The organism is Pseudoflavitalea sp. G-6-1-2 (assembly GCF_012927185.1).
In the GTDB taxonomy this organism is placed as follows: domain Bacteria; phylum Bacteroidota; class Bacteroidia; order Chitinophagales; family Chitinophagaceae; genus Pseudobacter.
Map to the genome: position 1 here is coordinate 1,795,769 of NZ_JABBGB010000001.1, position 24,315 is coordinate 1,820,083.

Below are 24,315 nucleotides of genomic sequence, written 5' to 3' on the forward strand. Positions count from 1 at the left end.
TTATCTTTCGTTCTGCGGCATATCCGGGTTGAATCTGATCACAACCGCCGGGATCATCATTGTGTATTTCTTGCTGTTGGGCTCCAGCGTATAAGTGGTAGTGCCTACAGTTCTGGTAACGGTTGGTGTTCTTCCTTCCGGTGCTAGCCTGCGCATATCGAACCACCTGAGCGGAGAGGGAAGAAGTTCTCTTCTTTTTTCATTCAGAATCCAGGTGATCACCTGCTCTGCATCTGTTGAACTAAGGTCTGTGTGGCTTCTGTCGCGGTTTTTATTCAGTCTGTTCATGATGTCGAGCGCGGCTGTGAGATCAGGGCTGCTTTTTCTTGCAAGCGCTTCCGCTTTGATGAGCATCACCTCCGGAACTGTGATGCCGTAGTGTGAACTGAATGCTGCGTAGCCGAGCGCATTTACAAACAGTCTTTTTCTGCTGTCCGTTGTATTGAACAAGGCCTTTGCATCTGCTGTAAGGTTTGCACTGTAAGGGTGTTCAAACTCCGTTACTGTTTTGAGGTAATAGAATTCCGGGTTGGCGGGGAAAGCTACTGCTCTGAAGGTTGCAGGAGAATAATCGAGTAAATCACTTTTCAGCGCCAGTGCTGCATCTGCGTTTGCAATTGCCTTTTCGTAATTCTTCATGTGAAGGTAGATGCGCGAAAGTGTTGCATGCGCTGCTGCCTTGCTGCCACGAATGCTGAGGGTACTGGTTTTGGGAAGAAGCGGTATTGCCTGCTCTATATCATTCAGCACTTTGGTGTAACAGTCAGCAACGGTTGAACGGGCAGGAGTTACACCATACATATCTGTTGTTGTTACATAAGGAATGCCGTAATCGGTGGCGGCTGTTGCTGCATCATAATGCTTTGCATAAAGTTGAAGCAGCAGAAAATGCATGTAGCCGCGGGTGAGCAATCCTTCTCCCTTCAGTTTTGTTTTTTCTGTTGCCAGTCCGCCCGTTGAATTTTCTACCTCATTGATCACGAGGTTGGCGTAGTAGATGGCTTTGTATGGCTGCGACCAGAGTGCGGGGTCTTCCTGCTGATATGGTTGATTCTGCCAGGTATAGACCATTCCCGGAGCGCCTGCCGGAGCTTTGCTGGAAGGAAATTCGAAATTGTCGTTCAGGCAAAGCATCGGCCAGCTGATGAATGATGTAACAGCGCTGCTGTTCAGCATCATGTCATAATCTTTGGTGGTGCTTACTGTGATCACGCCGGGTTGCTCCACTTCCAGGAAATTCTTTTCGCATCCTGCAAGCAGCAAGCCGGAGAGTATGAATAAATAGATGATTCTGTTCATGAGAGTGAAATTGATCAGTTAGAAATTGGCAAGTATTCCGAGTGTATAAGTGGTGGTTACTGGCAGTGTTCTTTCTCCGAATTGCAAAATGTGCGCTTCAGGATCGATGCCTTTGCTGTTCTCCACCCATTTCCATGGATTCCTTACCTGGAAGTTCACTTTAACGCTGTTCATCGGAATCTGACCCAGTTGTTTTTTGGTGAAGAGATAAGACACGGCTACTTCACGCAGCTTGATGAATGTTGCCGACTGATAATTGATATCGCTCCAATTGTACTGATTGGTCTCATAAGAGTCGAGCAAAGGCACATTGGTGTTTTTTTCGTCTCCCGGTTTTTTCCATCTGCGGGCTACATCTTTAGGCAGGTTGTTGAAACCTGATCCTCCGAAACTGTTGCTGAAATAATCGTCGGATATGGCGTCGGATTGCATGTAGTGGCCACCATTGGCAATGAAGAGGAAAGAGAAGTCCCAGCCTTTGTACTGGAAGATATTGCTGAAACCTGCAGTGTATTTGGGAATGATGGAACCGATCACTTTGTAATCTTCGAAAGTGAGGTTGTCATAATCAGCTGCCGGAATTTTTACTCTCTTGCCATCGGGCTGAAGATCCCACAACAGGCCATGTCCGTTTTCGTCCACACCTGCCCATTGCAATGCAAAGAATGTGCGGGCTGCATATCCTGTGAGGTTTTTAGGAGCACCGATCACATTGTTTTTGTTGGTAGTGGAGAAGCCAACTTTGTTGCTGTTGAAACCGAAATTCACAGCTGTTTGCCAACGGAAATCTTTGGTGTTTACATTGATGGTATTCAATCTCAGCTCAATTCCCTTATTCAGGATGTCGGATGAGTTGATGGGAACGGTAAAGAATCCTGTAAGTGTTGGGTCGATACCTTCCTGACCAAGCAACTCTGTTGTTTTCTTGTAATAGAGATCCACTGAACCACTGATTCTGTTTGCAAGCAGACTGAAGTCCAATGCGAGATTGTGCGTAAGTGTAGGTTCCCAACGCAGTTTCTTATTGGCAGGACTTCCGATGGAGAGCATAGGAACTCCAAATGTGTAACTTGCACTTGCATAGGCAAGGGTTTTCATAGAAGAGGTAGTGATGTTGGGCACATTGCCTGTGAGACCCGCTGTGTATCTGATCTGCAGCTGATTGATCCAATCAGGAGTTTTGATGAACTGCTCTTTCAGGATATCCCATTTTACACCTGCAGAGGCAAGAATCTGCTTGTTCAATCCGGCAGACGGATCGAACCGGCTGCTCTTATTGATCCTTGCGCTGGTACTGAATGCATACTTTCCTTTGTAGGTGTACGAGCCTGCGAAATAATAGAAAATGTAACGATCGTCGAGTTTCTTCTTGTTGAAGTAATCAGCCATTCTGAATTGAGAATTGAGGCCGGTTACCGGGTTTTTGTTTCCAGCTCCGCTCAATGTTGCGTAGTCTACACCGAAGCTCAGGTTGCTTACGGGGTTGTATCCGAACCTGGAATCCATGGTGTTGTCGAACACTGAACGCTGACGTTCCAGACCGATGTTGAGATCAACACGATGATCGTGGTTGAAAGTGTGGTTCAGATCGAGTTGTGCACGGATATAGTAGTTGGTAGTGGTGCCACGATCTTCTCTGAGCATGGCCCCTTTGGGAATATTGAAAATCGTGTTGGTGTTTACAATATTGGAGAAGTCGTTGATCAGAGCACGGGCTTCGTATGAATCTTCTTTGTAGAGATCGCTTTTCAGATCATTTATCTTTTCAGTTTTGTAACTGAGATTGAAAGAGAGCGCTTTGCTGAACTGATAGGTAAGCGTAGATTGAAGGCGAAGCGTATTGGTGTTAGATGTAAGCTCATAATCCTTGAAATCGTTCAGGGGATAGTAATTCATATCCATGAGCCCTGCCGCGTTCAGCTTGTTGATCATTTCGTTGCTGAACCTTCTGGGGAGCGCATTTGCGCTGCCGTCTGCTTTGCGCAGTCTCAGATAGGGCAACATTTTCAGTGCCCCCGGAACATCGGAATTGGATCCTGCTCCAAATCTTTTCAATGCGGAAATATCCTGATCGTTCACTGTATAGTTGGCGCCGATATTCAGAGTAAGTTTGCTGGTGAGTTTGATCTCAGTATTGAAATTGACGTTGCTCTTTTTGAAGTTATCTCCTTTGTAGAGGCCTATTCCTTTCAAAAATGCAAATGATGCGTAGTAGTTGAAACGATCGCTCGGAGCTGCGCTGATGCTGACTGTATTGTCTGAGCTCCAGGCGCTGTTGAGGTATGTTTTTTCTACTTCTTTGGAGTTGTTGTAGTTGGTGATCTCTTCAATTCTTTTGTCGCGTTCTTCGGCAGTGATCTTTCCTTCTTCAAAATCGAAGAATGCTCCATAGATATCAGTGTACGAATCGCGGGCATTCAGACCGGTAATTCTGTTAGGCCAGAAATCCGGGTCAGGATCTGCATAGAATTTGTTTTTTTCATAATCAGCCAGTTCTTTGGAATTCATAAGATTGAGGTAGGATAAGCGGGGTCTTTCATTCATGTTGAATGAAGAGCGGAAAGTGACTTTAGGATTGAGGGTCTTTCCTTTTTTGGTATTGATCACAATTACACCATTGGTGGCTTTCACGCCCCAGATGGCTGCTGCGGCTGCATCACGGAGGAGTGTAACGGTTTCAACGTCGTTCGGATTAATGGTAGAGAGCGTTCCTTCGATGGGAAATCCATCAACTACTACCAGCGGTTGCTGACTGCCGAAGGTAGATACGCCACGCATGAGAATGGACGGATCTTCCTGCCCTTCCATGCCATTGGCGCTTTTGTTGATCATGAGGCCGGGTGCCATTCCTTCGAGCAGGTTCAGCAGATCGGGTGAGGTTCTGCGTTCCAGCTCTTTTGAGGTGATGATGGTGAAGGAGCCGGTGGCCCTTTCTTTCGGTATCTTCTGGTAACCGGTGTTTACAGAAACGGTTACATCTCCAAGAGATGAAACTTTTGTTCTTACTTCCATATTGATGGTCGATCTGCCTGCAACGGCGATCTCCTTCGTTTCGTAGGATACACTGGTGAAAACCAGTATGGCATTGTCTTCTACCTGATCGAGTACGAACTCTCCTTTGCTGTTGGTGGCTGCACCGCGTTCTGTTCCTTTGATGGTAACGGTTACGCCTGCGACGGGTTCTCCGTTTTCATTGGTGACTTTGCCGCGCACTTCTCTTCCGGGTTTAGCCCAGAGTAATGAAGCAGGAGTTACAACCTTTTTTGGTGAGATCACAATGGTTCTTTTCTGAATGGAGAACTCATACGAATGATCGTTGAGCAGTTCCGTGAGAAAGCTGGCCAGCGGCATCTTGTCTGCATTGATGGTAACCGGCGGCATCTTCTCCAGTATCTCTGCATCGTAGAACAGCACAAAGCCCGTCTGATTTTCGATGGCATTGAATACTTTGATCAGCGGCACCTTCTTTCCGGTGAAGCTGACAGATTGTGAAACACCCGTGGCGCTTATATGCATGCAGAAGCCAAGGATGATGAGGGTGAAAATCGAGAGCCTCATAAGCAGTTGTTTTTTGAAGGCCGGCCCAAAGCCTTTAAGCCTCGCCCGGACATGGTCGTTTCCGGGTTGGCTGTCAATTTCGGTTCGGGTGTGCATAGGGCACCGGCCTGTGGTTTGAAGACCCGCATGGGATGGGTCTTTCCAAAGAACATTTAATTGCATAAATTAGCAACAGTTTTGGGTTGAATAAATGAATAGCATAGTCTGCAACGGCTATCTTGAAATGATCACCCGATACTCACGGAGCCCGGTCACGACCCGGGTTTCGTTTTTTCAGACAATCACGTAGTTTGGTCTGTTGGTTATGGTTTTACTATCAGTTTCTTCGATCCTTCGAGTTTGAAATTCAGGTTGAGTGATGATAATAAATTCAGCATTTCGTTCAACGTGAGATCACGCTGCATTTTCCCTGCGAATACTCTGTCGGGAATCTTTCCTTCGTACTGCACTTCTATATCGTACCACCTGCTTAGCTGACGCATCACGCCAGGTACATTGGCATTTACAAAACAGAAGAGGCCGTTCTTCCAGGCGATCACCGGCCCGGTATCCAGCTTTGTTACTGTTATCGCTCCATCGGAAACTGATGCCTGATGATCGGGCGTCAGCAGTTTCGACAGTTGCGATACTGCTCCGGATACCTTCACGCTGCCTTCTATCAGTGTGGTTTGCTCCAGCGGTTCATCTGCATAGGCATTTACATTGAAATGTGTGCCCATCACTTCGATCTGTTGTTTAGGAGTGAGCACACGGAAGGGGCGTTGCTGATCGGGCGCCACTTCGAAATAGGCTTCGCCTGTTAGTTCCACTTTTCTTTCATTGCCGGCAAATGCAGCAGGGTAGCGGATTGTACTGGCTGCATTCAGCCAAACTGCAGATCCGTCGGGCAGTCTCAGCTGAAACTGTCTGCCTCTGGGCGTCGACATGGTATGCCAGGCGAGGGCTGTGTTGCCTGTGCCGGCATTGTTGTCGTACGTTAATTGTCCGTTCTGAACAATCAGTTTTACACCGTTCTCCTGAATGGTGCTTCCGTTCTGCATATCATCCAGCACTATCTGTCTGCCATCGGGCAGCGTGAGAATAGCGCCTTCTTTTCCGGGTGCCACATCATGAACTTTGGCAACAGGCTCCGATGCCGGTGGCTTACCGGAATCGTTCATCCATAGATAAGTGCCGAAGGCAATGGCCAGCACCGCTGCTGCAACGCTGATGCGGAACCAGAGTCTGCGCGTTACCGGCCTTTGCTGAAAGGGCTGTGGGCGGCTGTTCTCCAGATCATCCCAGGATGCATCCATCAGATCGCGGAGGACAGGTTCATTTTCCGGATCATTGCTCAGCATAAAAAGCTCCTGCTGCTCTGCCTCTGTTGCATTGGCGGCCAGCTGTTTTTGAAACAGGTATTGTAGTCGTTGGGTATTGTTCACAGTAAACAAGGTTTAGTTGTGATAAATAGGACAGGTATGAGCTATAACGAACGAGGGAAACGAGACTACCAGTGGGGGATAAAATATTTTTTGAGGAAGATGAAATGCCCTGTCAGTGCGGATTGCGCGAGCATAACTCAATAATGGCGGCAGCTGCCACTACGGTACTGTGTTTCTCAACATGGTTTCTTACAGACCTGATGGCTTCCGTCATATGATTGCGAACGGTGTTGGGGGAGAGCTGCAGCTTTGCCGCAATCTGTTCGTAACTGAGATGATGGTCGCGGCTGAGTGTGAAGATGATTTTTTTCTGAGGAGGAAGCAGGGCGATAGCATTGCGATAGATCCTGCGCAATTCTTTTTCGTGCAATGCATCGGCGGGTTCATTGAGCGCCGTGCTCATAGCATTGTAGAGCAGTTGCTGGAAAGCCTGTTCCCGTCCGGCTTTGCGGAAAATATCGAGCACCAGGTTCTGCGTCATTTTTTTGATGTAGGGGAGAAGCAAGGTCTGTTCGGGGAGGCTGGCCCTCTTTTCCCAAACGCGCGTGAATACTTCCTGCACTACTTCTTCTGAGAGATCTTTGGATTTGGTGAGATAGAAAGCGAAGGAGAAAACGGACTGCTGAAATCGTTCATAGATTACCTGGAAAGCAGTTGCATTCCCTTCAGCCAGTTGTTGCAACAACTGCGCGTCATTGTATGAGGCTTCCTTAACCAAACGAGAGGGGTGTTGAATATGCAACTTACAACATTACCCAAAACTCTGCGCAATAAAATTGGCTGAAGTGCTTTGCAGATGGACAGTTGTTGCCGGTTATTTTTCATCGGATACCGGTTTCCGGGCATATTAAATTACCCTTAAACCGGTACTGATAGCGGAAAAGAGGAGATGGCTCAGAAAGGGAAAGCCTAACTTTGCATCGAGCAGCAATCATACAATGAACAATATTCTTTACAGATCACTCCGTTACGAAGACCTTAGCCTGATCAGAGACATCGATCGAAGCGAGGAGATTTTTTCGATGTACAAATTGAAGGAAGGGCGGTTGATTGCTGAGCCTCACCGTGAATCAGTTACAGACTGGGATGAAGTTGAACTGGAACAACTGATTTTGAATCAGCAGGTGATCCTGCAAAATAAAGGAGTGGTGATCGGTGCATTCGATCATCAGAAACTGATTGGTGCAGCTTCCGTGGAAAATCTGCGTCGTGGTAATTCAGCTGCGTATTTTAAACTGGATATTCTTTATGTGAGCAAAAGATACAGAGGACACAGAATCGGAAAACACCTGATGAATTTCTGCAAAACAATTGGCAGGAATTTCGGCGGCGATAAACTCTACATATCGGCAACGCCCACCAAGCATACTGTTGATTTCTATATGAGGCATGGTGCAGTGCTCGCAGAGGAAACGGATACCGCGTTGCTGGAGAAAGAGCCCGATGATATTCATCTTGAGCTGTTTGTTGGATAAATATTCCGTAACAAAAAATATGAAGCAAGCCCCGGAATCCTTCCGGGGCTTGAGTTTTAAAGGCTAATGATTATGATTGATGATTGGAGTTGTTAGTCGAAATCCCAATTGATGAACGGGAGACTTCTCTTGCTGTTTTCATTCCACAGACCGAACTGAAATCCGCGCAGGTGTTTGCATCGGTTCACAAGTCCGATCTGAACGCCACGTCCTTCAACGTTTTTGTTGATCAGACCCGAAACCACCACGCCTTCGAATCGAGCACTTTCATTCCGGAGACCTGTAATGTTGAGTCCTCTTGACCTCGTAACATAACATAGCAATCCGTTGATGGCAACACCGCGCATATCTGCGTTTCCTACAAGACCGCCACCACTGAGGCTTACACCCTTAATGCTTTCCTTCATTTCATCCCATGGAATAGTATCAGACATTTCAGCAAGTTTTCGCGTACTTTTCGGTGTGCCGAAAAGTACGTACATGGTAAATACGGCAGACAATACATCTGCACTGAGGTTCACGCCTGAGATGGTGAGTGAATCACCTTCGTTCAGGCCAAGCGTTTGCAGTCCGAGATTAACACCACTGATAAAACTTGCATTGCTGGGTGTGAACCAGATTACATCCCGTCTTTGGATATGTGCAGACGGAGGCGGAAACAAGTGCCTCCCTGTATTGCAATCGAGTGTGGATGTGGAATCGTAATAGAAGAACTCTCCGCATTTTTCAAACAATAGGTCGATGCCATGATCGGAGAAGTAGGGAAGCAGTGCCACTTCTTCAGTACCCATGCTATCTGCATTTTGCATGATGGCAGTTCTGGAAGGGAATTGCTTTGGCGCTTTATCAAGCGTGAAAGTTTGTCTGTATTTGGAGAGATAGATAGTAGTGAAAATTTCTTTGCCTGCGGTATTACTACGCGAAATGGAGCCGATCTCACTGGGATGTATTCTGAAGATGGTGTCTCTGTACATGCCAACCACAGTATGTTTCGTGTAAGACTCGTAATAAATGCTGTCGTTTCGGATATCAGTGATACGCACAATGCGTCTGCCTCCATAAGTTGGATTGATGGTGTACACGCAGTTGCGATAGAGATAGAAAGATTTTTCTTTACGGGGACTGAAATCTTCTTCGCCGAATACATCCTTCTTTTTGTAAACGGGTGTGAACAGGAGATTCTGCACCAGACTGTCCTGCGAAACAGCTATCTCCGGAACTAATGTTGTGATGATGATTGCAGCGATCAATAATTTCATATCAGCATGTTTGCAACAAACCTATCACATGCATATGGCTACGCATAACGGCAGACTGCGGCAGGGTAATGAATAACAGCAGAAAGCCTGAATCATATTGATGTCTGAACCTGGTGGTCGCAGTAACTGCAAACAAATGATTTTTATTGTTTATCTGTTTGCGAAATTCCGTAATCCCGTTTCCATTGTTATGGATTTTCAGTAATTTTCTCCCACATGGACGCCAAAACCCTACAACAACTGCTTTTCAAAAAGATCAGGGAACAACTTCCTGCCCATCTTTCCCTTGCTGACGAACTGGGCGAACTGCTCGATCTCAGTCCAGACAGCGTATACCGCCGAATCCGCGGAGAGAAACCTGTTGATCTCAGCGAGCTGCAGGCCATCTGCAAACATTACCAGATTTCACTCGATGGATTACTGCAACTGGAATCGGAAGCCGTGATTTTTCAGGCACCCGGAGTAGGGAACAAATTCATTCCATTTACACAGCATATGCAGGGGATGCTGCAACAGTTCCGGTATTTCAACAGCTTCAAAAAAAAGGAGATCCATTATCTCTGCAAAGACACACCCTTCTGGTACTTCTTTTTATTTCCGGCAATGGCGGCTTTCAAAACTTTTTTCTGGTGCCGTACCATCAATAATGAACCGGAGTTTCAGCAAAGTAAATTTTCATTGCAGGCTTATCCTGCCGATGAATGCCGGGCTATCGGTTACTCCATACTCGAAGAGCACAATAAAATGAATTCAACAGAGCTGTGGAATCTCGAAAGCATTCACAGCAGCATCAATCAGGTGGCCTATTACAGAGATGCCGGTATTTTTCTGGAAAGAAAAGATCTGCTGGCAGTAGTGGACGATTTCATTCAAATGCTCGATCATCTTCAAAAGCAGGCAGAACGTGGCACCACCTTCATGCCCGGCGATGGAGAGCTGAAACCACAGGGCAGTCTTCAGTTCTATGTGAACGAACTGATACTCGGCAACAATACCATTCTGCTTACACTCGACGATCAGCAGATCTCCATGATCACTTACAGCGTATTCAACTATATCTCCACGCGCGACGAACGATTCACCGAAAAAGCATTCGGAACTTTCAATACCCTGCTCAGCAGATCGACACTCATCAGCCGTTCGGGAGAAAAAGAAAGAAACCGTTTTTTCAATACGCTTCGCGATAAGGTGAACCGCCTCAAAGATTAACCCCAAATCAAACCATACATGAGACTTATCCTTTTTTGTTGTCTGTTTCTATACAGCCTCAGTACTATTGCACAACCCGTAAATGCGAAAGCTGAATGGCGCGTAGCTACTGCATCACCCATTGTTGGAGATGCCTGCATCGATGCAGGTAATATTTACTTCGGCAATGAAGCCGGTAAGGTTTTTTGCCAAGCATTGAAAAATGGAAAACTTATCTGGGAGAAACAATTGCCCGGCGCTGTGCGTAGTAAACCAGCTGTTGTTAATGGAAGTCTGATCATCAATTGCAATAACGGAGTGCTATATGAGCTAAATAAAAGCACCGGTGAAATAATCTGGGAGTTCAGTACCAAAGGCGAAAAGCAATACGATTTCTGGGATTACTATCGTTCATCCCCTGTGCATGTAAATGGATTGATCTATTTCGGAAGCGGCGACTATCACGTGTATGCAATCGATGCAGTTACAGGAAAAGAGCGTTGGAAGTTTGCCACAGGCGGCATTGTGCATGCAGACCCCGCTATTCAAAATGATATGCTATACATAGGAAGTTACGATGGTAAATTCTATGCGTTGAATGCCACAACAGGCCAGCAATTATGGCAATTCAAAACTATCGGCGACCGCAACTTCCCCAGAGGAGAAGTTCAGAAAGCTGCACTCGTTACCAATGAAGCAGTGATCTTCGGAAGCAGAGATTACAATATTTATGCGCTAAATAAATCCAACGGAATTGGCCTTTGGAATATGAAGGAAATTGGCAGCTGGATCACCGCCACACCGTTGCTTCATAAAAACAATCTCTTCTTCGGAACCTCCGATACACATGCGTTCTATTCATCTTCTGCAGAGGACGGAACCGTGAAATGGAAAACGCCGATCCCGTTCCGCTCTTACAACACTCCACTCGTTGCCGATTCACTGATACTGGCCGGCTGCTTCAACGGCATGCTCTATGCCTTCGATGTAACCACCGGTAAAATTCACTGGCAGTTTCAGACAGATGGAAGCAAAAAGAATTACTCCACCGTTTACGATGCAAATGGTCATTTCAGAAAAGACTTCGTGATGTACGGAGATAACAAAGTAACCGGAGCAGCTGAGAAAAAGATATTCGATCTCGGAGCCGTGCTGGCCACTCCTGTTCAGCACAATGGCATGTTGTACTTCGGCGCAACCGATGGTACTTTTTATGCAGTGAAACAGCCTTAGGCGCTGATTGCTGTAACGGAAGCATAGAAATACTGCTGCACCATGTCGGATACTTCACGGGCACATCCCCATGAGAAAGTAACGCCCGCGCCTCCATGCGCATAGTTGTGGATGAGCGGATAATTGGGATCTTTTTCCAATCGTACATTGGCATTGCGGAATGGACGAAGTCCTACACGCACCGGTTCTGTTTCATCGATCTCAGCCTGACGCAATATGGGCATGAATTCGCAGCACCGTTCGTACATCTGTTGCACTGGCTCGTGATTGTGCAGGCCGATGTCCGTGCTCCATTCATCTTTTTCTGCAAGACCTCCGAGTACAAGCATGTTATTGCCGCGGGGAACTATGAAGATGATGTCCTGATTGTTGCTCGATTCATCGTGCGAGATGCAGTATGCTTTGGTGATCTTCGGCATCTTCTTTCCATCATTCTTTACACGTACCAGCGCTCCGCGAAGCGGATACATGCTTTCACCCGCCAGTTCGCTGGCGCCTAGTCCGGAACAATTGACAATGAAGTCTGCATTGAACTGGTCGCGGAGTTGTTGTTCCTGCTCTGCTATCAGTCCGGTTATTTTTTGTTGCCTGATATCACATCCTGCCAGTTTCACTTGCCGGAGCAGCCAGTGCATATACTGATCGGTATCCACCATCGGTGCGAGATGGCAATAAGCATCTTTCAGTTGAAGATGAGGATTGATCTCTTCTTCACTGATCATTGCTTTATCGTGCCGGAATCCTTTGATCTTGTCTTTCAGCTCCAGCATCTTGTGCAGATCGCGCGGGGAGTTGTTCACCGGTTGCCGGAAGAAAAACAAAACCGGACGGATATGCACGCCTGTTTCGGGGCGCTCGGCGAGATCGAAGAACTGATCGTAAGAAGTCATGCACCAGTCTTTGGATCTTGAAAGCGAGATCTGATCGTGATGATAGCCGCAAACGGCCGGAGGCCACTCCCACAACGCGCCTGCCACTACCGAAGTGAGGTTGGGAGCAAACCTGTCTGCAACGATGGTTACTCTGAAGTTCTTTTCTGCGAGGCAGAGCGCTGTGGTCAATCCGGCTACGCCGGCGCCAATTACCAAAACACCGGGTTCCTGCGTTTTTTTCATGCTGTGTTGTTTTTGTCTTGATTGAATTGACGGGGAAGGTTGCCGGCCAATTTGAGTTGCCGGACGAACTCCTTCCAGCTCATGAATGGAGTTCCCAGGGCATGATTCTGTTTGCTGATACGATAGATCAGCGTCCAGTGTTTATAGAGATCGCGGTAAGCGGCGAAGAAAGAAACGCGGGGATCGAAAACGTGAATGGGCAGACTGCCCGCACCATTGATCTCAAGAACATGACAGTCTTTTCCTTCGCGGAGATTTTCGATGGAGCTGGTTCGGATATCGAGCCGGCCGATATCAAAGCCTTTCACAGGCCTTGTGATGCGCTCGATGGTTGCAGCCAGTTGCGGATCTGCGATCTCATTGGCATCGATGAATTTTGTTCCTCTTCTGCGATGCGCTACAAAATCGAGTGTTACTTTTTCTCCTTTTGATGGAATATGCTGCAGGTCTGTTGTTAGTCCATATCCGTTGATGGCGGAACCTGTCTGCAGAATCAATTGCTCAACCGTTGAAGCTCCGTCGCCGGTAACAGCAGGTAATTGCTTAATGCCAACTGAGCTGATGCCCCATTTTTTACCATCGGGATATCGATAAAAAACAATGCCCAGTTCCAACGGAAGATCGATGTATTGCTGTGCAACAGCATCCGTATCGTTGGTGCGTATCCAGTGCAGCAGCTCTTCTTCGGAATGGATCAGCTGAACACCCCATCCTTTCTCACCTCTGTCGGGTTTGAGAATGAAAGGATAGTTCAATGATGATGCGCCAATGAGTTGCAGCACATTGTTCGCCGGAGCGCCGGCAGGAATGAATATGGTGATTGGCCTGAATGCTTCGTCGAGATCACTCAGGTGCTGAAACTTCGATTCGTTCACCATTCCGCCAGCAAGCATTGCAGGATTGCAGGCCGTAGGAAATGAGAATGATCCTGAGCGCATACTCAGGTAAATATAGTAGGGAAGTATAGGAAGGTAGAACACCCACCAACGTCTCTTAGGCGATGTGAACAGTTTCTTTAGCACCGGAATTAATTGTTTGCTAATGGTAATGCGGAAAGGGCGGGATTACGTTTAGTGCAGGGGGATATACTAAAGATAATGAATTATTCCGTTCGGTAAAAGCTGACAGTAAAGGTTAACCGTACTGATGCCCGTTAAGGGTCAATGAGTTGGAAGTACATAAAAAAAACGGCCGCAATGCTGCGGACGCTTAATTGTCAATCAATGATGAAATATCATTCAGGCTTGCAATACACCGTTGCGAAATAGGTGCTGAGTGCATCGATCACTTCCTGCGGCAGATCTATCTGTTTTTTACTTCCTTCGGCTGATATTTTAATTACTGCTCTGTTATGTTCCATTGTAAGTGGACGGAATTTTCCCGCCAGATTTCCTTCTCCTTCATCGATGCTGATGTAGTTGGATTTGTTGCTGCAGTTGAAGTTTAGATCGGCAAACGAAATGCTTCTTCTTTTCTTATTGTCCTTTGTGAAAAATTCAATTCTTCTGTTGGTGATATCGTATGCGATGCTCCAAACGGTATAGTCACCCTGTGAAATTTCATTCATGATCTTGAACGCTTCGTCTACCGGACTTGTTTTGCTGTTAACATCCTGCTGATATTTTGAAACCATCGAACAGGCTTTGTTGAAACGAAGCTGTGAGTTGCTTTTCGTGGCGAGAATATCTTTAGCTGATTTGAAATTATTTTGTGCAGATTGATAGGTGTTGTTGGTGAGTACAGGTACCGGCAATTGTTTTCCTCTGTGCACAATCATTTTACCATTGATGAATTCGATGGTTGCTGCATCACCTGTTGCATCTGCGATCAAAAAATGATTGGTGGATGGAGATTTGCGGCTGATGCGGAGCAGCTTCTCCGACGCAAGCACTTCTGCAACGGTAGCGGAGTTGTCGAGCTGGTATTGTATCCACTGTACCTGATTGATGGCCGGGCGATCGTCGTCTGCTTCGTACACTGTTCCATCCAATGCCATCAGGTCTATCACCAGTCCTTTTTCATTCATGCCTCCGTACGGAAATTCTTTGCCAAACTGATTGAAAGTAAGGCTGCCATATTTTGAGGTCCAGGTGATGTTTTTCTCTTCGTACACCATGGAGCTTTTAGTAAGTCCCGAAGGATTGATCAGAACAATGCCGTTACCGGTCGACCAGTCGTAGTTTCTTCCGAAAACCAGGTGCCCGTTTTTGTTGATCAGAAAGGTGGAGCACGCGAAAGATTGCGCTGCGGCAAGTATAATTAAGAAGAGTAGTATTGGCTTTTTCATAAAGTGAAATTAGCCGGAAACACTGCAATGTACAAGCGGGCTGCGGCTAATTTGCGGGTAAAACCGGTGAATGCAGGAAATGGGGCGGTGAAACAGATTCGTACCCACCAGACAGTTGCAGGTGGGTACGAATCTGCTTTGATTATGCAAGGGGTGAAAAATCTGATGGAGCAGATTTTTCAAGATTGGGTAATTGCGGAACATTCTTTCTGCGGGATGCTTTTCTGCCGCGGAAGAAGAAGTACAGATTAAAGAAAAGCATCAGGCCAAGGTAGATGCTGAATCCGCCGATCTTGGGGCTAAGCGCTTCGATCATGGTGAGATTATCATTGATTGGTTGATGGATCTCCAGAATGTATAAGCCGAAACCAAGGTTCAGTAAATAGAAACCTGTTTTGAACAGTGTGTTGGTGGCATGGGCAATGTCTACTTTGTTATGGAAGATTTCGAGCATAAAGACACGGCCGTTTCTGAACAGGGTGCGGGCCACATACCAGGTAAGGAGAATCACTACAGGAAGATAAATGTAATAGCCAAGAAGCGTGAAGTTGAATGTGGGGTTCATATGTTTAGTTTTTATGGTTGAGCGAATGTTTATGTCTGCTTATCAGAAAAATTACCGTCATGTTTGCGAAGTGGATAGCAGCCAGCAACAGCATTATTCTTCCCGTTCGGGTGCAGATCTCTTCGATGATGGCAGCGAAGCTGCCGGGCCTCCATTCAGACAGGGTGAGCGCAACATAACCGAGGTTCAACAAATAATATCCGGTGAGCAGCATGCGGTTGATATATGCAGCGAGCTGTTGGTTGCCATCGAGCAGATCGAGTACATAGATGAGTCCGTTGCGGTAAAAGACCTGGCCTGCGTGTACAGTAATGAAGTAGGTAATGAGCAGGTAAAGGATGTAGGCGAATAAGTTCATGGTGCAGAGTTTTACTGCTGGTTTCACTTCCCTGATTTCACACTGTAAAGTTTATTGTTAATATTGAAATTTCAAAATATTCTGAAAGATAAATTTTAAATAAAGGGAGGAAACATTTCATCGGCCTTACCTGTGCATCCGGAAGTCTGATACCATAGACCGGGAGGGTGGGTCCGAAATGCTGCGATCTCTGTGTTGCGCAGTTCAACGGCATATGTTGCAATTCGTCGGTCTGCGGCGATCATTGGAGCAGCAGCGTGCTAATTTGGTGTTGTTATCAATCATTAATCAACCAAACCTGTTCCACATGCACGCCATCAGTAAACTGGAAGAAAAGAAGATCAGGGTACAGTTATCCCTGAACGAAGAAGAGCTTGGCAGACTCAGCGTAATGCTGCCACACTGCATCATGCAGAAGGAAATCATCGGAGATGATGAAGAGATCACTCCGCGCATATCGCTGGTAAAAAGCAATTTCCGCGCACTGAAGAACCGGTTCCTGCTGAGAAAAGGAAAAGAGCTGGTATCGGTTCATTGCAATGAGATCGCTTATTTCTATTCAAAGAACAAACTGAGTTATCTGAAAACTTTCAACGGCAGAAGTTTTCTGGTACGGATGAGTCTCGAAGAGATCGAGGAATGCCTTTCGCCCGAACAATTCTTCCGCGCAAGCCGTCAGGTAATTACCTGTCACGATGCAGTGCAGAAAGTATTGCTCTGGTTCAACGGCAACCTGAAAGTGGAGCTAGCTCCCAAGGAGATCGATCATGTGATCGTGAGCAGATTGAAAGCCAATCATTTCAGGGAATGGATGGGAGAATGAGTTATCAACCCATGCAAACAAGTATATTGCAGGCAGGGAATCAAAGCATCAAAGCGCGGATATGTCCATAAAAAAAATAATCATAGCTGATGATGAAGCAGCGGCAAGAACCATTCTGCTTCAGTATCTCGCAGACTTTGCGGAGCTGGAAATTGTTGCTCAATGCCAGGATGGGATCGAGGCTGTAGCTGCCATCGACCGGCTGGAGCCGGATATCGTTTTTCTCGATATCCAGATGCCAGGCCTCAGCGGCTTTCAGGTATTGCGGCAGATTGTGCATGTACCGCAGATCATCTTCACAACCGCCTATGATCAGTATGCACTGAAAGCTTTCGATTCGAATGCAATCGACTATCTGCTCAAACCTTACACGAGAGAAAGATTCAATCAGGCAGTATCGAAACTGCTTACACGGCAAGGAAATGATCTGGCGAAGATCACGGCGCTGACAGATGCCATCAATCAACCCGGACAAACTTTTCCGGAGCGTATCCTTTTGGAAAACGGCAACAAAATGATCAGTCTTGCAGTACAGGATATTGCCTGGCTGGCAGCCGAAAAAGACTATACCCGCGTACATACCCTTCAGAAGAATTTTCTCAGCAACTACGGCATCGGCATACTCGAACAGCGATTGAACCCCGCTGTTTTCATTCGTGTTCACCGCTCGCATATCGTGAACGTAAATCATATCAGGGAAGTGTACAAAGAGAACAGCGATGCCTATCTGGTGCTCAGCAACGATGTGAGCCTTAAAGTAAGCAGAGGTTATATCGATAACCTGAAAAAACTCATGTATTAGATTTTGATACTGTTGCAGCTGTATCCCGGAATATTGCTAACTTGGTTGTATGGAGCAACAGCAGGCAATAGACATGATCAGGCATGCATCGCTTAACAGCACTCAAGCCCGCACCTGGGCTGATCTTGGAAGCGGAAGCGGTGTGTTTACGCAGGCGCTCGCCGCCATTCTTACCCCTGGCAGTAAAATCATTGCCATCGATGATAATGCAGCAGCGCTCCGCCAGATCAGATCGGGCGATGCAGTGAACATCTCTACACTTGCTGCTGATTTTACCAAACCATTGTCGTTGCCTCCACTCGATGGTGTGCTGATGGCAAACTCTCTCCACTATGTGCAGGATAAAATTTCCTTCCTCGAACTGCTGAAAACCTATCTGCATCCATCCGGACAAATTCTGCTGGTAGAATATGATTTGAAAAAAGGCAATCAGTGGGTGCCTTATCCGCTTCCATTTGATGAAGCGAAGAAATTGTTTACCAATGCGGGTTTTCCTCACATTGAAAAAATCAATGAACGCCCTTCTGTTTACAATAATTCCATGATGTACAGTTGCATCTGCAGTGCCTGATCGGATGATGATCAGAGCAGCGGCGAAAGCAGTCTTGCTATCTTTTCCATGAGCTGCCTGAAAGTGCTTCGCTGCAGCCATTCTTCGAGAATAACTTCTTCTGATTCTTTGAGGTCTTCGTGAAATACCTCCGTCATTTTTTCTCCGAATGCCTGATCGTAGAGAATGGTGTTGAGTTCGAAGTTGAGATCGAAGCTTCTGAAATCGATATTGGCTGAACCTACCATACTGAGCGTATCGTCGATCACGATTGTTTTGGCATGCACGAATCCTTTCTGATACAAAAAGATGCGAACGCCACATTCTAGCAATGGTTCAAAATAAGACTGGGTGGCAGCATTCACGGTTTTGGAATCGGAGATGCCGGGCACCAGCAGGCGTACATCGCAACCACTGAGCGCTGCTTTTTTGATGGCATCATAAATGCTGTTGTTGGGGATGAAGTATGGTGTAGTGATGTATACTTTTTTCTGCGCATTGGCTATTGCCGAGAAGTAGCTGAGCATAATGTCTGCTCTCGGATAATCGGGACCGCTTACAGCGATCTGCGTAAGTGTGGTGAAGTCGTGGCGGCGGATCGGAACCGGAAAAATATCGCGGTTGGGAATGAGATTCTGATCGGAGCAGAAGTTCCAGTCGGCCAGAAAATGATATTGCAGATTGAGTACGGCCGGGCCTTCGATCATTACGTGAGAGTCCCGCCAGTAGAGCTTTTCAGGATCATTTCCATTGATGTATTTGTCGCTCACATTGATTCCCCCGGTGAAGCCGGTTTGTCCGTCGATGATGATCACTTTGCGGTGATTTCGGTAATTGAGACGGCTGGCAAGAAAAACAAAATAGATCTTGTAAAAAGGATAGATCTCCACACCTGCACTTTCCAGTTCGCGCACCCATCTTTTTTTCAGTCCGTTGCTGCCGAAGTCGTCGTAAATGAAACGCACTTTCACGCCTTCCTGCGCCTTGCGCATGAGCATGCTTTTGATCTGATTGCCGATCTCATCATTATCGTAAATGTAGTACTGGATATGGATGGAATGTTTTGCCGCTTCCAATGCTTTGAGCACTTCGGGGAATTTGTTCTCTCCGTTGAGAAGCAGTTTTACATGATTGAGTGAAAGAAAGGAGAGGGAGTCTCTGATCAGCAGTTTAGCGAGGCCTGCGAAACTGCCTACATCGTCGTGATGCTGTTGCAACAGGCGGAGCGCATTCTCATCGATATCTTTCCTAAGGGCCTGCAACAGGTATTCGTCGGTGATGAGTTTTTTGTTGTAGATCTTTCGTTTCCGATAGTTTACTCCCAGTGAAAAATAAACAATGCTGCCGGCAACGGGCAGCATGATTGTCAATAAGAGATACCCCAATGCTTTACTCACATTCACGGTATCGAAGATGATACGGATCATGGTAAAGATCATCAGGGCGTATACGCATACAATTAGGATGACCTCGGTAACAGGACTCATATTTGATTGTTTCGGTGCGGCCGGACCTGGGGCTAATACTTGAAAGTGGGGCAGAGACTCTGGCGGCGATCACCGTTGTAATCATCATAGAACCCGCGTTTCATCAATGCAAACTCCAGTGCGCCGCGGCGGTTGTTGTACTGCTTCAGCGTCGAAGTGGTTACATCGTATGTAAAGGTAAGGCGGATACTCTTCCATTCAAATCCTATCATGGGAATAATAGCGTCGTTGGGACGGTAATAAAGGCCACCAAGCACCTGCATCTCACCTTCGTCGGCCAGGTTGTACTGGGCGTAAGCGCCACCCACCACTTCGGAGGCATTGGCCTGACGGGAGTAGTACACCATGGGGTTCACAATCACATCGTCATTAACTTTAACGCTGGCATTGGCGAATGCGGTATAACGGATAGGTATGCGCGATTCTGTGCTGAGCGGATCGGTGCTGAAGAAAGATTCGCGTGGCCTGTTGATATGCCAGGCAGAAACCCCTGCATTGAGATACACTTTATCGTTGGGGAAGAATGCGTAATTGAAGCCCATCTGCACATCGAGATAACTCACGCTGTTATTGTCGAGAATGGCGTTGGTAGGCAGTTTGCTGTCGAAGAACTCGCCATCGAACTGATCGGGGAACTTAAGATCTGCTGAGTTCACTCGTTTGTTGGCCCATCCAAGGTTGAAGCCTGCTGAGATGAGGTGAGCTACTCCAACCATCTGGTGATAAGCCACCGAGCCATATATTTTTGTTGAGGTGAGACTTCCTGAACCGGCCTGATCGCGAAGAATGAGACCGCCGATACCTAGCCATCCTGATGCGATCTTATCACGGAACACCTGCGCATCGCCCCAAACGCTGTATGTTTTGTAGGGCATGGTCATGATACTGCTCCACTGGTTTCTGTAATTGGCGCCGATTCTGTAATCGGCATCAGGAATGAAACCGGTATTGGCCGGGTTGGTGCTGAGTGGCGAATTGAACCATTGGGAAAAGTGCATATCCTGTGCGGATAGATTTCCCATGAGCAACAACCCACTCAGGGTAAGCAACAGGGACAGTTTGCTGCGCCTGCCCGACCGCATGGTCCGGCTGCACTTCGCTACTGATTTCTGATGGTTGGTGTTCATGTGAAAATGATTTATCGGATCAATGTAATGTCTCCGCGTTTAGACAATTTTGTACCATCTGTGAACACCACTTCGAGTGTGTACACATAAACATCCATCGGTTGCAATTGTCCTTTGAATGTGCCATCCCATGCGCCGAAGCGTGAATTGGTTTCGTATACCATTTGTCCGTTCCGGTTATAGATTCTCCAGAGCATGGAATGGATGCCAAATCCTTCTACCTTGATGGTGCTGTTTCTTCCTCCTCGTCCGGGAGTGAAGGCATTGGGTACATCGAGGAGTGGCCTTACGATGGCATCTACCATCTTGGCTTCTGTTGTATCGGAACAGCCGTATTGGTTGAAAGTGATCAGTCGCGCAAGGTAGTTGGCCGAGGCGTTGTATTGATGCATGGTGGTATCCATGTTGTTCTTCAGTCTTTCTTCTCCATCTCCGAATTCCCATTTGTAATTGGTTCCACCAATGGATTGGTTGTAGAAGATCACTGGTTTATTTGCCACCGCTGTTTTGGGCTCGAAGTCAAATGCTGCGAGTGGTTTTGGATTCACTGTGATGGTGAAGCTGGTATCGTGCACTTTGTTGCAGGTGCTTTCGTCATATGCCCTCAGTTTAACAACATAGGTGTTCAGGTTGGGGTACAGGTGAGTTGGACTTTCTTCGGTGGATGTAGTTCCGTCTCCGAAGTCCCACTCAAATCGGGTACCACCTATTGAAGTATTGGTGAATACTGCGGTGTATGGCTGACAGCCCATCGGTGGAGTCTGAAACTGTGCCCTCACATTGGCTGCGATACGCAGGTTCTTTGTAAGTGTGTCTGGTGCGTTACAATAAGCAGGATTCTGTACTATCAGTTTTACAGGATATGTGCCGGGACCGAAGAATGTGTGGTTGATGTCGTCTGCATTTCTTACAACACCTGGTGCGCCATCACCCCATTCCCATCTGAAAGTGTTGCCATCGAAATCCGGGCCTGCGGCTGGTTTAATAGTGGTATTGTCGAAAGTGTATTCAGTAGAGTTACATGCACCGATTTTGGTGAAGTTGAAATCAGGGATAGCGGGATTGTTGCCAACTTCGATGAAGATATATGCAGTATCTGTAACGTTACAAGTATTGGGGTCTTCAACCACCAGCCTTACACGGTGTCTGCCAACCAGGTCGAATCTATGTGATGCATCTGATGTAGGTCCTGTAACATCGTCGGCACCGTCATCGTCGAAATCCCACTTGTATGTTTTACCATTATTGATGGTGTCGCGGAAATCAACTGTGAAAGGGGCACATCCTCTGGAATCTGGCTTTCCTTTGTAGAATGATTTCGGTGCAGAGATCACACCCGCAAAGTTGAAGCGGATCTTCACTGCAGCGAGGTTACATCCCGTACCACCGGTTCCGTTTACCTGACTCCAAACATTGGGTGTTACAGGGAAAGGCGTAGTGATCGGCATGCCGAACCCCTTAAAACAGTTGGCACAGATGGCCTGATAGATCACGCCAAGTTCATCGTAGCGGCTGGTTCCTCCATCTACGTGTTCTCCCTCACCGCCGTTCTGTCCGAAATAAGATCCGTAGAGCAGTCCGGCTGCATTCTTCTCCATCACAAAGAAGTAGAAGTCGCGGCCATCGGTGATGCTTTTCATCTGGTCTTTCAGTGGCATATTGCTGATGCCGCCAGTGGCGTAGGGATCCGTATTGGTATCGATCCATCCACCCCATCCTGAAATGTATATGTTCTCGCAACGGTCTACGAGAAAAGCCACCGGAGAGATATTCGGTTGTTTGGAACCGTTACCCCATGTAGTGGAATATTCAACTCCGGAAAGATCCTGCTTGAATTTTACAATGAACTGACTTGCTCCGGGTTTATTGTATGGTGCATTCACAATGGGCCAGTTGCCACCTTCGGTAATGCCCATTACGTATGGAAAATATTTTCTGTCGAAACGGATGCCGTATATCGCATCATAGTTCTGCGTTCCGAGATAAGTGCGTTTGATGATTCTGGAACCGTCGTTTGCTATCTGCATCACATAACCATCATAGCCGCCACCGGGCCTTGGCTGATACACACCGGCAGGGCTGCCATCGAGATCGGGTGTGTTGGTTACGCCTGCAACATAAATGTCTTTTGTAACAGGATGTACTGCCAGTACAAATGCGCCGTCGTATCCTGCTCCGCCGAGGTAGGAAGTCCAAACCAGGTCGTCGCAGTTTTTATTCAGTTTCAATACTACTCCATCCTGCGCGCCACCGAAGTTGGGCTGAAACACGCCGGCAGTTGTAGGCCAGTCGCTTGATTGCGTTTGCGCGGCAACATATACATTGTCGTCTCCGTCTACTACCACTTCACTTCTGGAATCATCGCCGTAAAAACGAAGTGTTTCTTTGGGGCCATCGCCACCACTGCGCATTTTATCGTACACATTCACGCAATCCTTATCCCGGCCACCAATACGAATGGCACCGATCAGGTCGCGGCCATCCACACTGATCTTTGCAACAAAGAGATCGGCATTGTCTCCTGAACCAGTGGAGATAGTTTTGGTTGCAGGAAATGACGAGCCGGAATAAGTTCGTCCCAGTACTATTACATTACCTGCCTTATCGCAGATGAGACTATGCGGAAGATCGTGGCTCAGGCCTCCGAGATAGGTTGCCCAGGCTCTTTGTCCGTTTGGTGTGAATTTGAAAATACCTACATCGAGGGCATTGCTGTTCGCTGGACCCTGGTATTCGGTTTTGTATGCACCCGGACTGGTTCTGAAGCCCGTTCCGAATACGATACTTCCTGAGTAGAGAGAACCATCGGGGCCAGGAGTGGCAGTGAATCCGAACTCATTGGCTTTCGATCCGGTGAAGGAAACAAATATCACAGTAGGGTCGATAATCAATGTGCTGTTGCCTGAATATTCTTTTACGTTGAATGTAACAGTATTGCTGTTGGCCAGCTGAAAGCGGCAGTCCACATCTTTCTTTCCATTGGCCATATCGAACTGATAGGCGTATGGATAACGTTCGCGAACAGTACCCACAGATGTTTTGATCAGCAGCTCCTGATTGCGGATAGACAATTTATCTGCACCGGTGTAACGCATTCTTATCTGACGCGGATCGCCGCCAGGATGAACAATGATATCGTATTTGAGATTTCCGTAATCGGAGTAATAACGTACATCGATATTGGGATAGATGCTCTTGTAAGTAACACCCTGATAGGAACCAACATTGCGCGCCCATTTGGAAGGATCATTACCGAGGAAGTAATTCGCTTCATCGGATATCAGTTTATCAGGTACGATCTCTGCATTGGGATTGCCGCCTTCGAACTCTACCATATAAGTATGTGCGCGGATGGGCATACTCAGGGGGGGAATGGGATTTCCACCACCACCGCCTGAACCATTGTCGGGATGTTCGGGATCGAAACTGTTGGTACTTGCTGAAGATCTGTTACGGGGAGGTCTGGAGACAGGGCCACCGCCTTTGCCATCTTTTTTTCCGTGGAATTGTTCCTGTGCAATTTTAAGATCGGCGGGGTTGCGCTGGTCTACTGTAAAACCACGGGCCGTCAGAAAGAAGGCTCCGGTATTCAGTTGTCCTTTGAATTTAATGTCTTTATCCCACTGTCCTTTATTCTGAACAAATTCAAAAGGTTCTACATCACTCTGCGCAGCAGCTTTCAGTGTGGCAAAGCAAAGCAAAGCAACGGCTATCAGATTTTTCCTGCCCAAGATATCTTTTTTACAAATTACAGAAATAAAACGT

The 24,315-nt window shown here is 47.0% G+C and carries 19 protein-coding genes; 6 read left to right on the plus strand and 13 right to left on the minus strand.

What is annotated here, in order from left to right:
• The 4 genes from HHL16_RS07505 to HHL16_RS07520 form a co-directional block, all read right to left on the minus strand.
• A complete protein-coding gene (locus HHL16_RS07505; protein WP_169424506.1) occupies window positions 1-1,299 on the minus strand; it encodes a RagB/SusD family nutrient uptake outer membrane protein in 1,299 nt (432 codons plus the stop codon).
• An 18-nt stretch (window positions 1,300-1,317) separates the two neighbouring features.
• Window positions 1,318-4,857, minus strand: a complete 3,540-nt coding sequence (locus tag HHL16_RS07510; protein ID WP_169424507.1) for a SusC/RagA family TonB-linked outer membrane protein — start codon at window positions 4,855-4,857, stop codon at window positions 1,318-1,320.
• 302 nt (window positions 4,858-5,159) lie between these two features.
• Window positions 5,160-6,281, minus strand: coding sequence for a FecR family protein (locus HHL16_RS25310; protein ID WP_169424508.1), 1,122 nt, complete (start codon window positions 6,279-6,281; stop codon window positions 5,160-5,162).
• Window positions 6,282-6,393: 112 nt separating this feature from the next.
• Complete coding sequence (locus tag HHL16_RS07520; protein ID WP_169424509.1) at window positions 6,394-6,999, minus strand: RNA polymerase sigma-70 factor; 606 nt, start codon at window positions 6,997-6,999, stop codon at window positions 6,394-6,396.
• 220 nt (window positions 7,000-7,219) lie between these two features.
• On the opposite strand from HHL16_RS07520, the gene HHL16_RS07525 reads away from it, so the two are divergent.
• Window positions 7,220-7,756 carry a GNAT family N-acetyltransferase gene (locus HHL16_RS07525; protein WP_169424510.1) on the plus strand — a complete coding sequence of 179 codons (537 nt, stop codon included), beginning with the start codon at window positions 7,220-7,222 and terminating at the stop codon, window positions 7,754-7,756.
• 92 nt (window positions 7,757-7,848) lie between these two features.
• On the opposite strand, the gene HHL16_RS07530 is transcribed toward HHL16_RS07525, so the two are convergent.
• Window positions 7,849-9,015, minus strand: a complete 1,167-nt coding sequence (locus tag HHL16_RS07530; RefSeq protein WP_169424511.1) for a hypothetical protein — start codon at window positions 9,013-9,015, stop codon at window positions 7,849-7,851.
• 216 nt (window positions 9,016-9,231) lie between these two features.
• Here HHL16_RS07530 and HHL16_RS07535 point away from each other — a divergent pair, with 216 nt between their 5' ends.
• Together HHL16_RS07535 and HHL16_RS07540 are read left to right on the plus strand one after the other, a co-directional pair.
• Complete coding sequence (locus HHL16_RS07535) at window positions 9,232-10,224, plus strand: helix-turn-helix transcriptional regulator (protein ID WP_169424512.1); 993 nt, start codon at window positions 9,232-9,234, stop codon at window positions 10,222-10,224.
• An 18-nt stretch (window positions 10,225-10,242) separates the two neighbouring features.
• Window positions 10,243-11,436 (plus strand): PQQ-binding-like beta-propeller repeat protein, encoded by a 1,194-nt coding sequence (locus HHL16_RS07540; RefSeq protein WP_169424513.1) that lies wholly within the window; start codon window positions 10,243-10,245, stop codon window positions 11,434-11,436.
• Here the strand turns inward: HHL16_RS07540 and HHL16_RS07545 are convergent.
• The 5 genes from HHL16_RS07545 to HHL16_RS07565 all read right to left on the minus strand — a co-directional run bounded on the left by HHL16_RS07545 (window position 11,433) and on the right by HHL16_RS07565 (window position 15,761).
• The gene (locus HHL16_RS07545; protein ID WP_169424514.1) at window positions 11,433-12,551 is read right to left on the minus strand and encodes an FAD-dependent oxidoreductase; all 1,119 of its coding nucleotides are present in this window, start codon (window positions 12,549-12,551) and stop codon (window positions 11,433-11,435) included. The two genes, HHL16_RS07540 and HHL16_RS07545, sit on opposite strands and share 4 nt — an antisense overlap.
• Window positions 12,548-13,573, minus strand: coding sequence for a hypothetical protein (locus HHL16_RS07550; protein WP_169424515.1), 1,026 nt, complete (start codon window positions 13,571-13,573; stop codon window positions 12,548-12,550). Before HHL16_RS07550 ends, HHL16_RS07545 begins: the two co-directional genes overlap by 4 nt.
• 212 nt (window positions 13,574-13,785) lie before the next feature.
• Window positions 13,786-14,838: a linear amide C-N hydrolase gene (locus HHL16_RS07555; protein ID WP_169424516.1), complete on the minus strand. Its 1,053-nt coding sequence runs from the start codon at window positions 14,836-14,838 to the stop codon at window positions 13,786-13,788.
• 142 nt (window positions 14,839-14,980) lie between these two features.
• Window positions 14,981-15,403 carry a hypothetical protein gene (locus tag HHL16_RS07560; protein WP_169424517.1) on the minus strand — a complete coding sequence of 141 codons (423 nt, stop codon included), beginning with the start codon at window positions 15,401-15,403 and terminating at the stop codon, window positions 14,981-14,983.
• A 4-nt stretch (window positions 15,404-15,407) separates the two neighbouring features.
• Window positions 15,408-15,761 (minus strand): hypothetical protein, encoded by a 354-nt coding sequence (locus HHL16_RS07565; protein ID WP_169424518.1) that lies wholly within the window; start codon window positions 15,759-15,761, stop codon window positions 15,408-15,410.
• A gap of 307 nt (window positions 15,762-16,068) precedes the next feature.
• Between HHL16_RS07565 and HHL16_RS07570 the strand changes: the two genes are divergently transcribed.
• The 3 genes from HHL16_RS07570 (at window position 16,069) to HHL16_RS07580 (ending at window position 17,957) form a co-directional block, all read left to right on the plus strand.
• Window positions 16,069-16,584, plus strand: coding sequence for a LytTR family DNA-binding domain-containing protein (locus HHL16_RS07570; RefSeq protein ID WP_169424519.1), 516 nt, complete (start codon window positions 16,069-16,071; stop codon window positions 16,582-16,584).
• 61 nt (window positions 16,585-16,645) lie between these two features.
• A complete protein-coding gene (locus tag HHL16_RS07575) occupies window positions 16,646-17,386 on the plus strand; it encodes a LytTR family DNA-binding domain-containing protein (protein WP_169424520.1) in 741 nt (246 codons plus the stop codon).
• Window positions 17,387-17,435: 49 nt separating this feature from the next.
• On the plus strand, window positions 17,436-17,957 hold the full coding sequence (locus HHL16_RS07580) for a class I SAM-dependent methyltransferase (RefSeq protein ID WP_169424521.1): 522 nt from the start codon (window positions 17,436-17,438) through the stop codon (window positions 17,955-17,957).
• An 11-nt stretch (window positions 17,958-17,968) separates the two neighbouring features.
• On the opposite strand, the gene cls is transcribed toward HHL16_RS07580, so the two are convergent.
• Genes cls through HHL16_RS07595 form a run of 3 tightly spaced genes read right to left on the minus strand, consistent with a single transcriptional unit; the run spans window position 17,969 to window position 24,281 of the window.
• A complete protein-coding gene (gene cls, locus HHL16_RS07585) occupies window positions 17,969-19,423 on the minus strand; it encodes a cardiolipin synthase (RefSeq protein ID WP_169424522.1) in 1,455 nt (484 codons plus the stop codon).
• A gap of 32 nt (window positions 19,424-19,455) precedes the next feature.
• On the minus strand, window positions 19,456-20,550 hold the full coding sequence (locus HHL16_RS07590; RefSeq protein ID WP_169424523.1) for a PorP/SprF family type IX secretion system membrane protein: 1,095 nt from the start codon (window positions 20,548-20,550) through the stop codon (window positions 19,456-19,458).
• A gap of 11 nt (window positions 20,551-20,561) precedes the next feature.
• On the minus strand, window positions 20,562-24,281 hold the full coding sequence (locus tag HHL16_RS07595) for a PKD domain-containing protein (protein ID WP_240965917.1): 3,720 nt from the start codon (window positions 24,279-24,281) through the stop codon (window positions 20,562-20,564).
• Window positions 24,282-24,315: the final 34 nt, after the last annotated feature.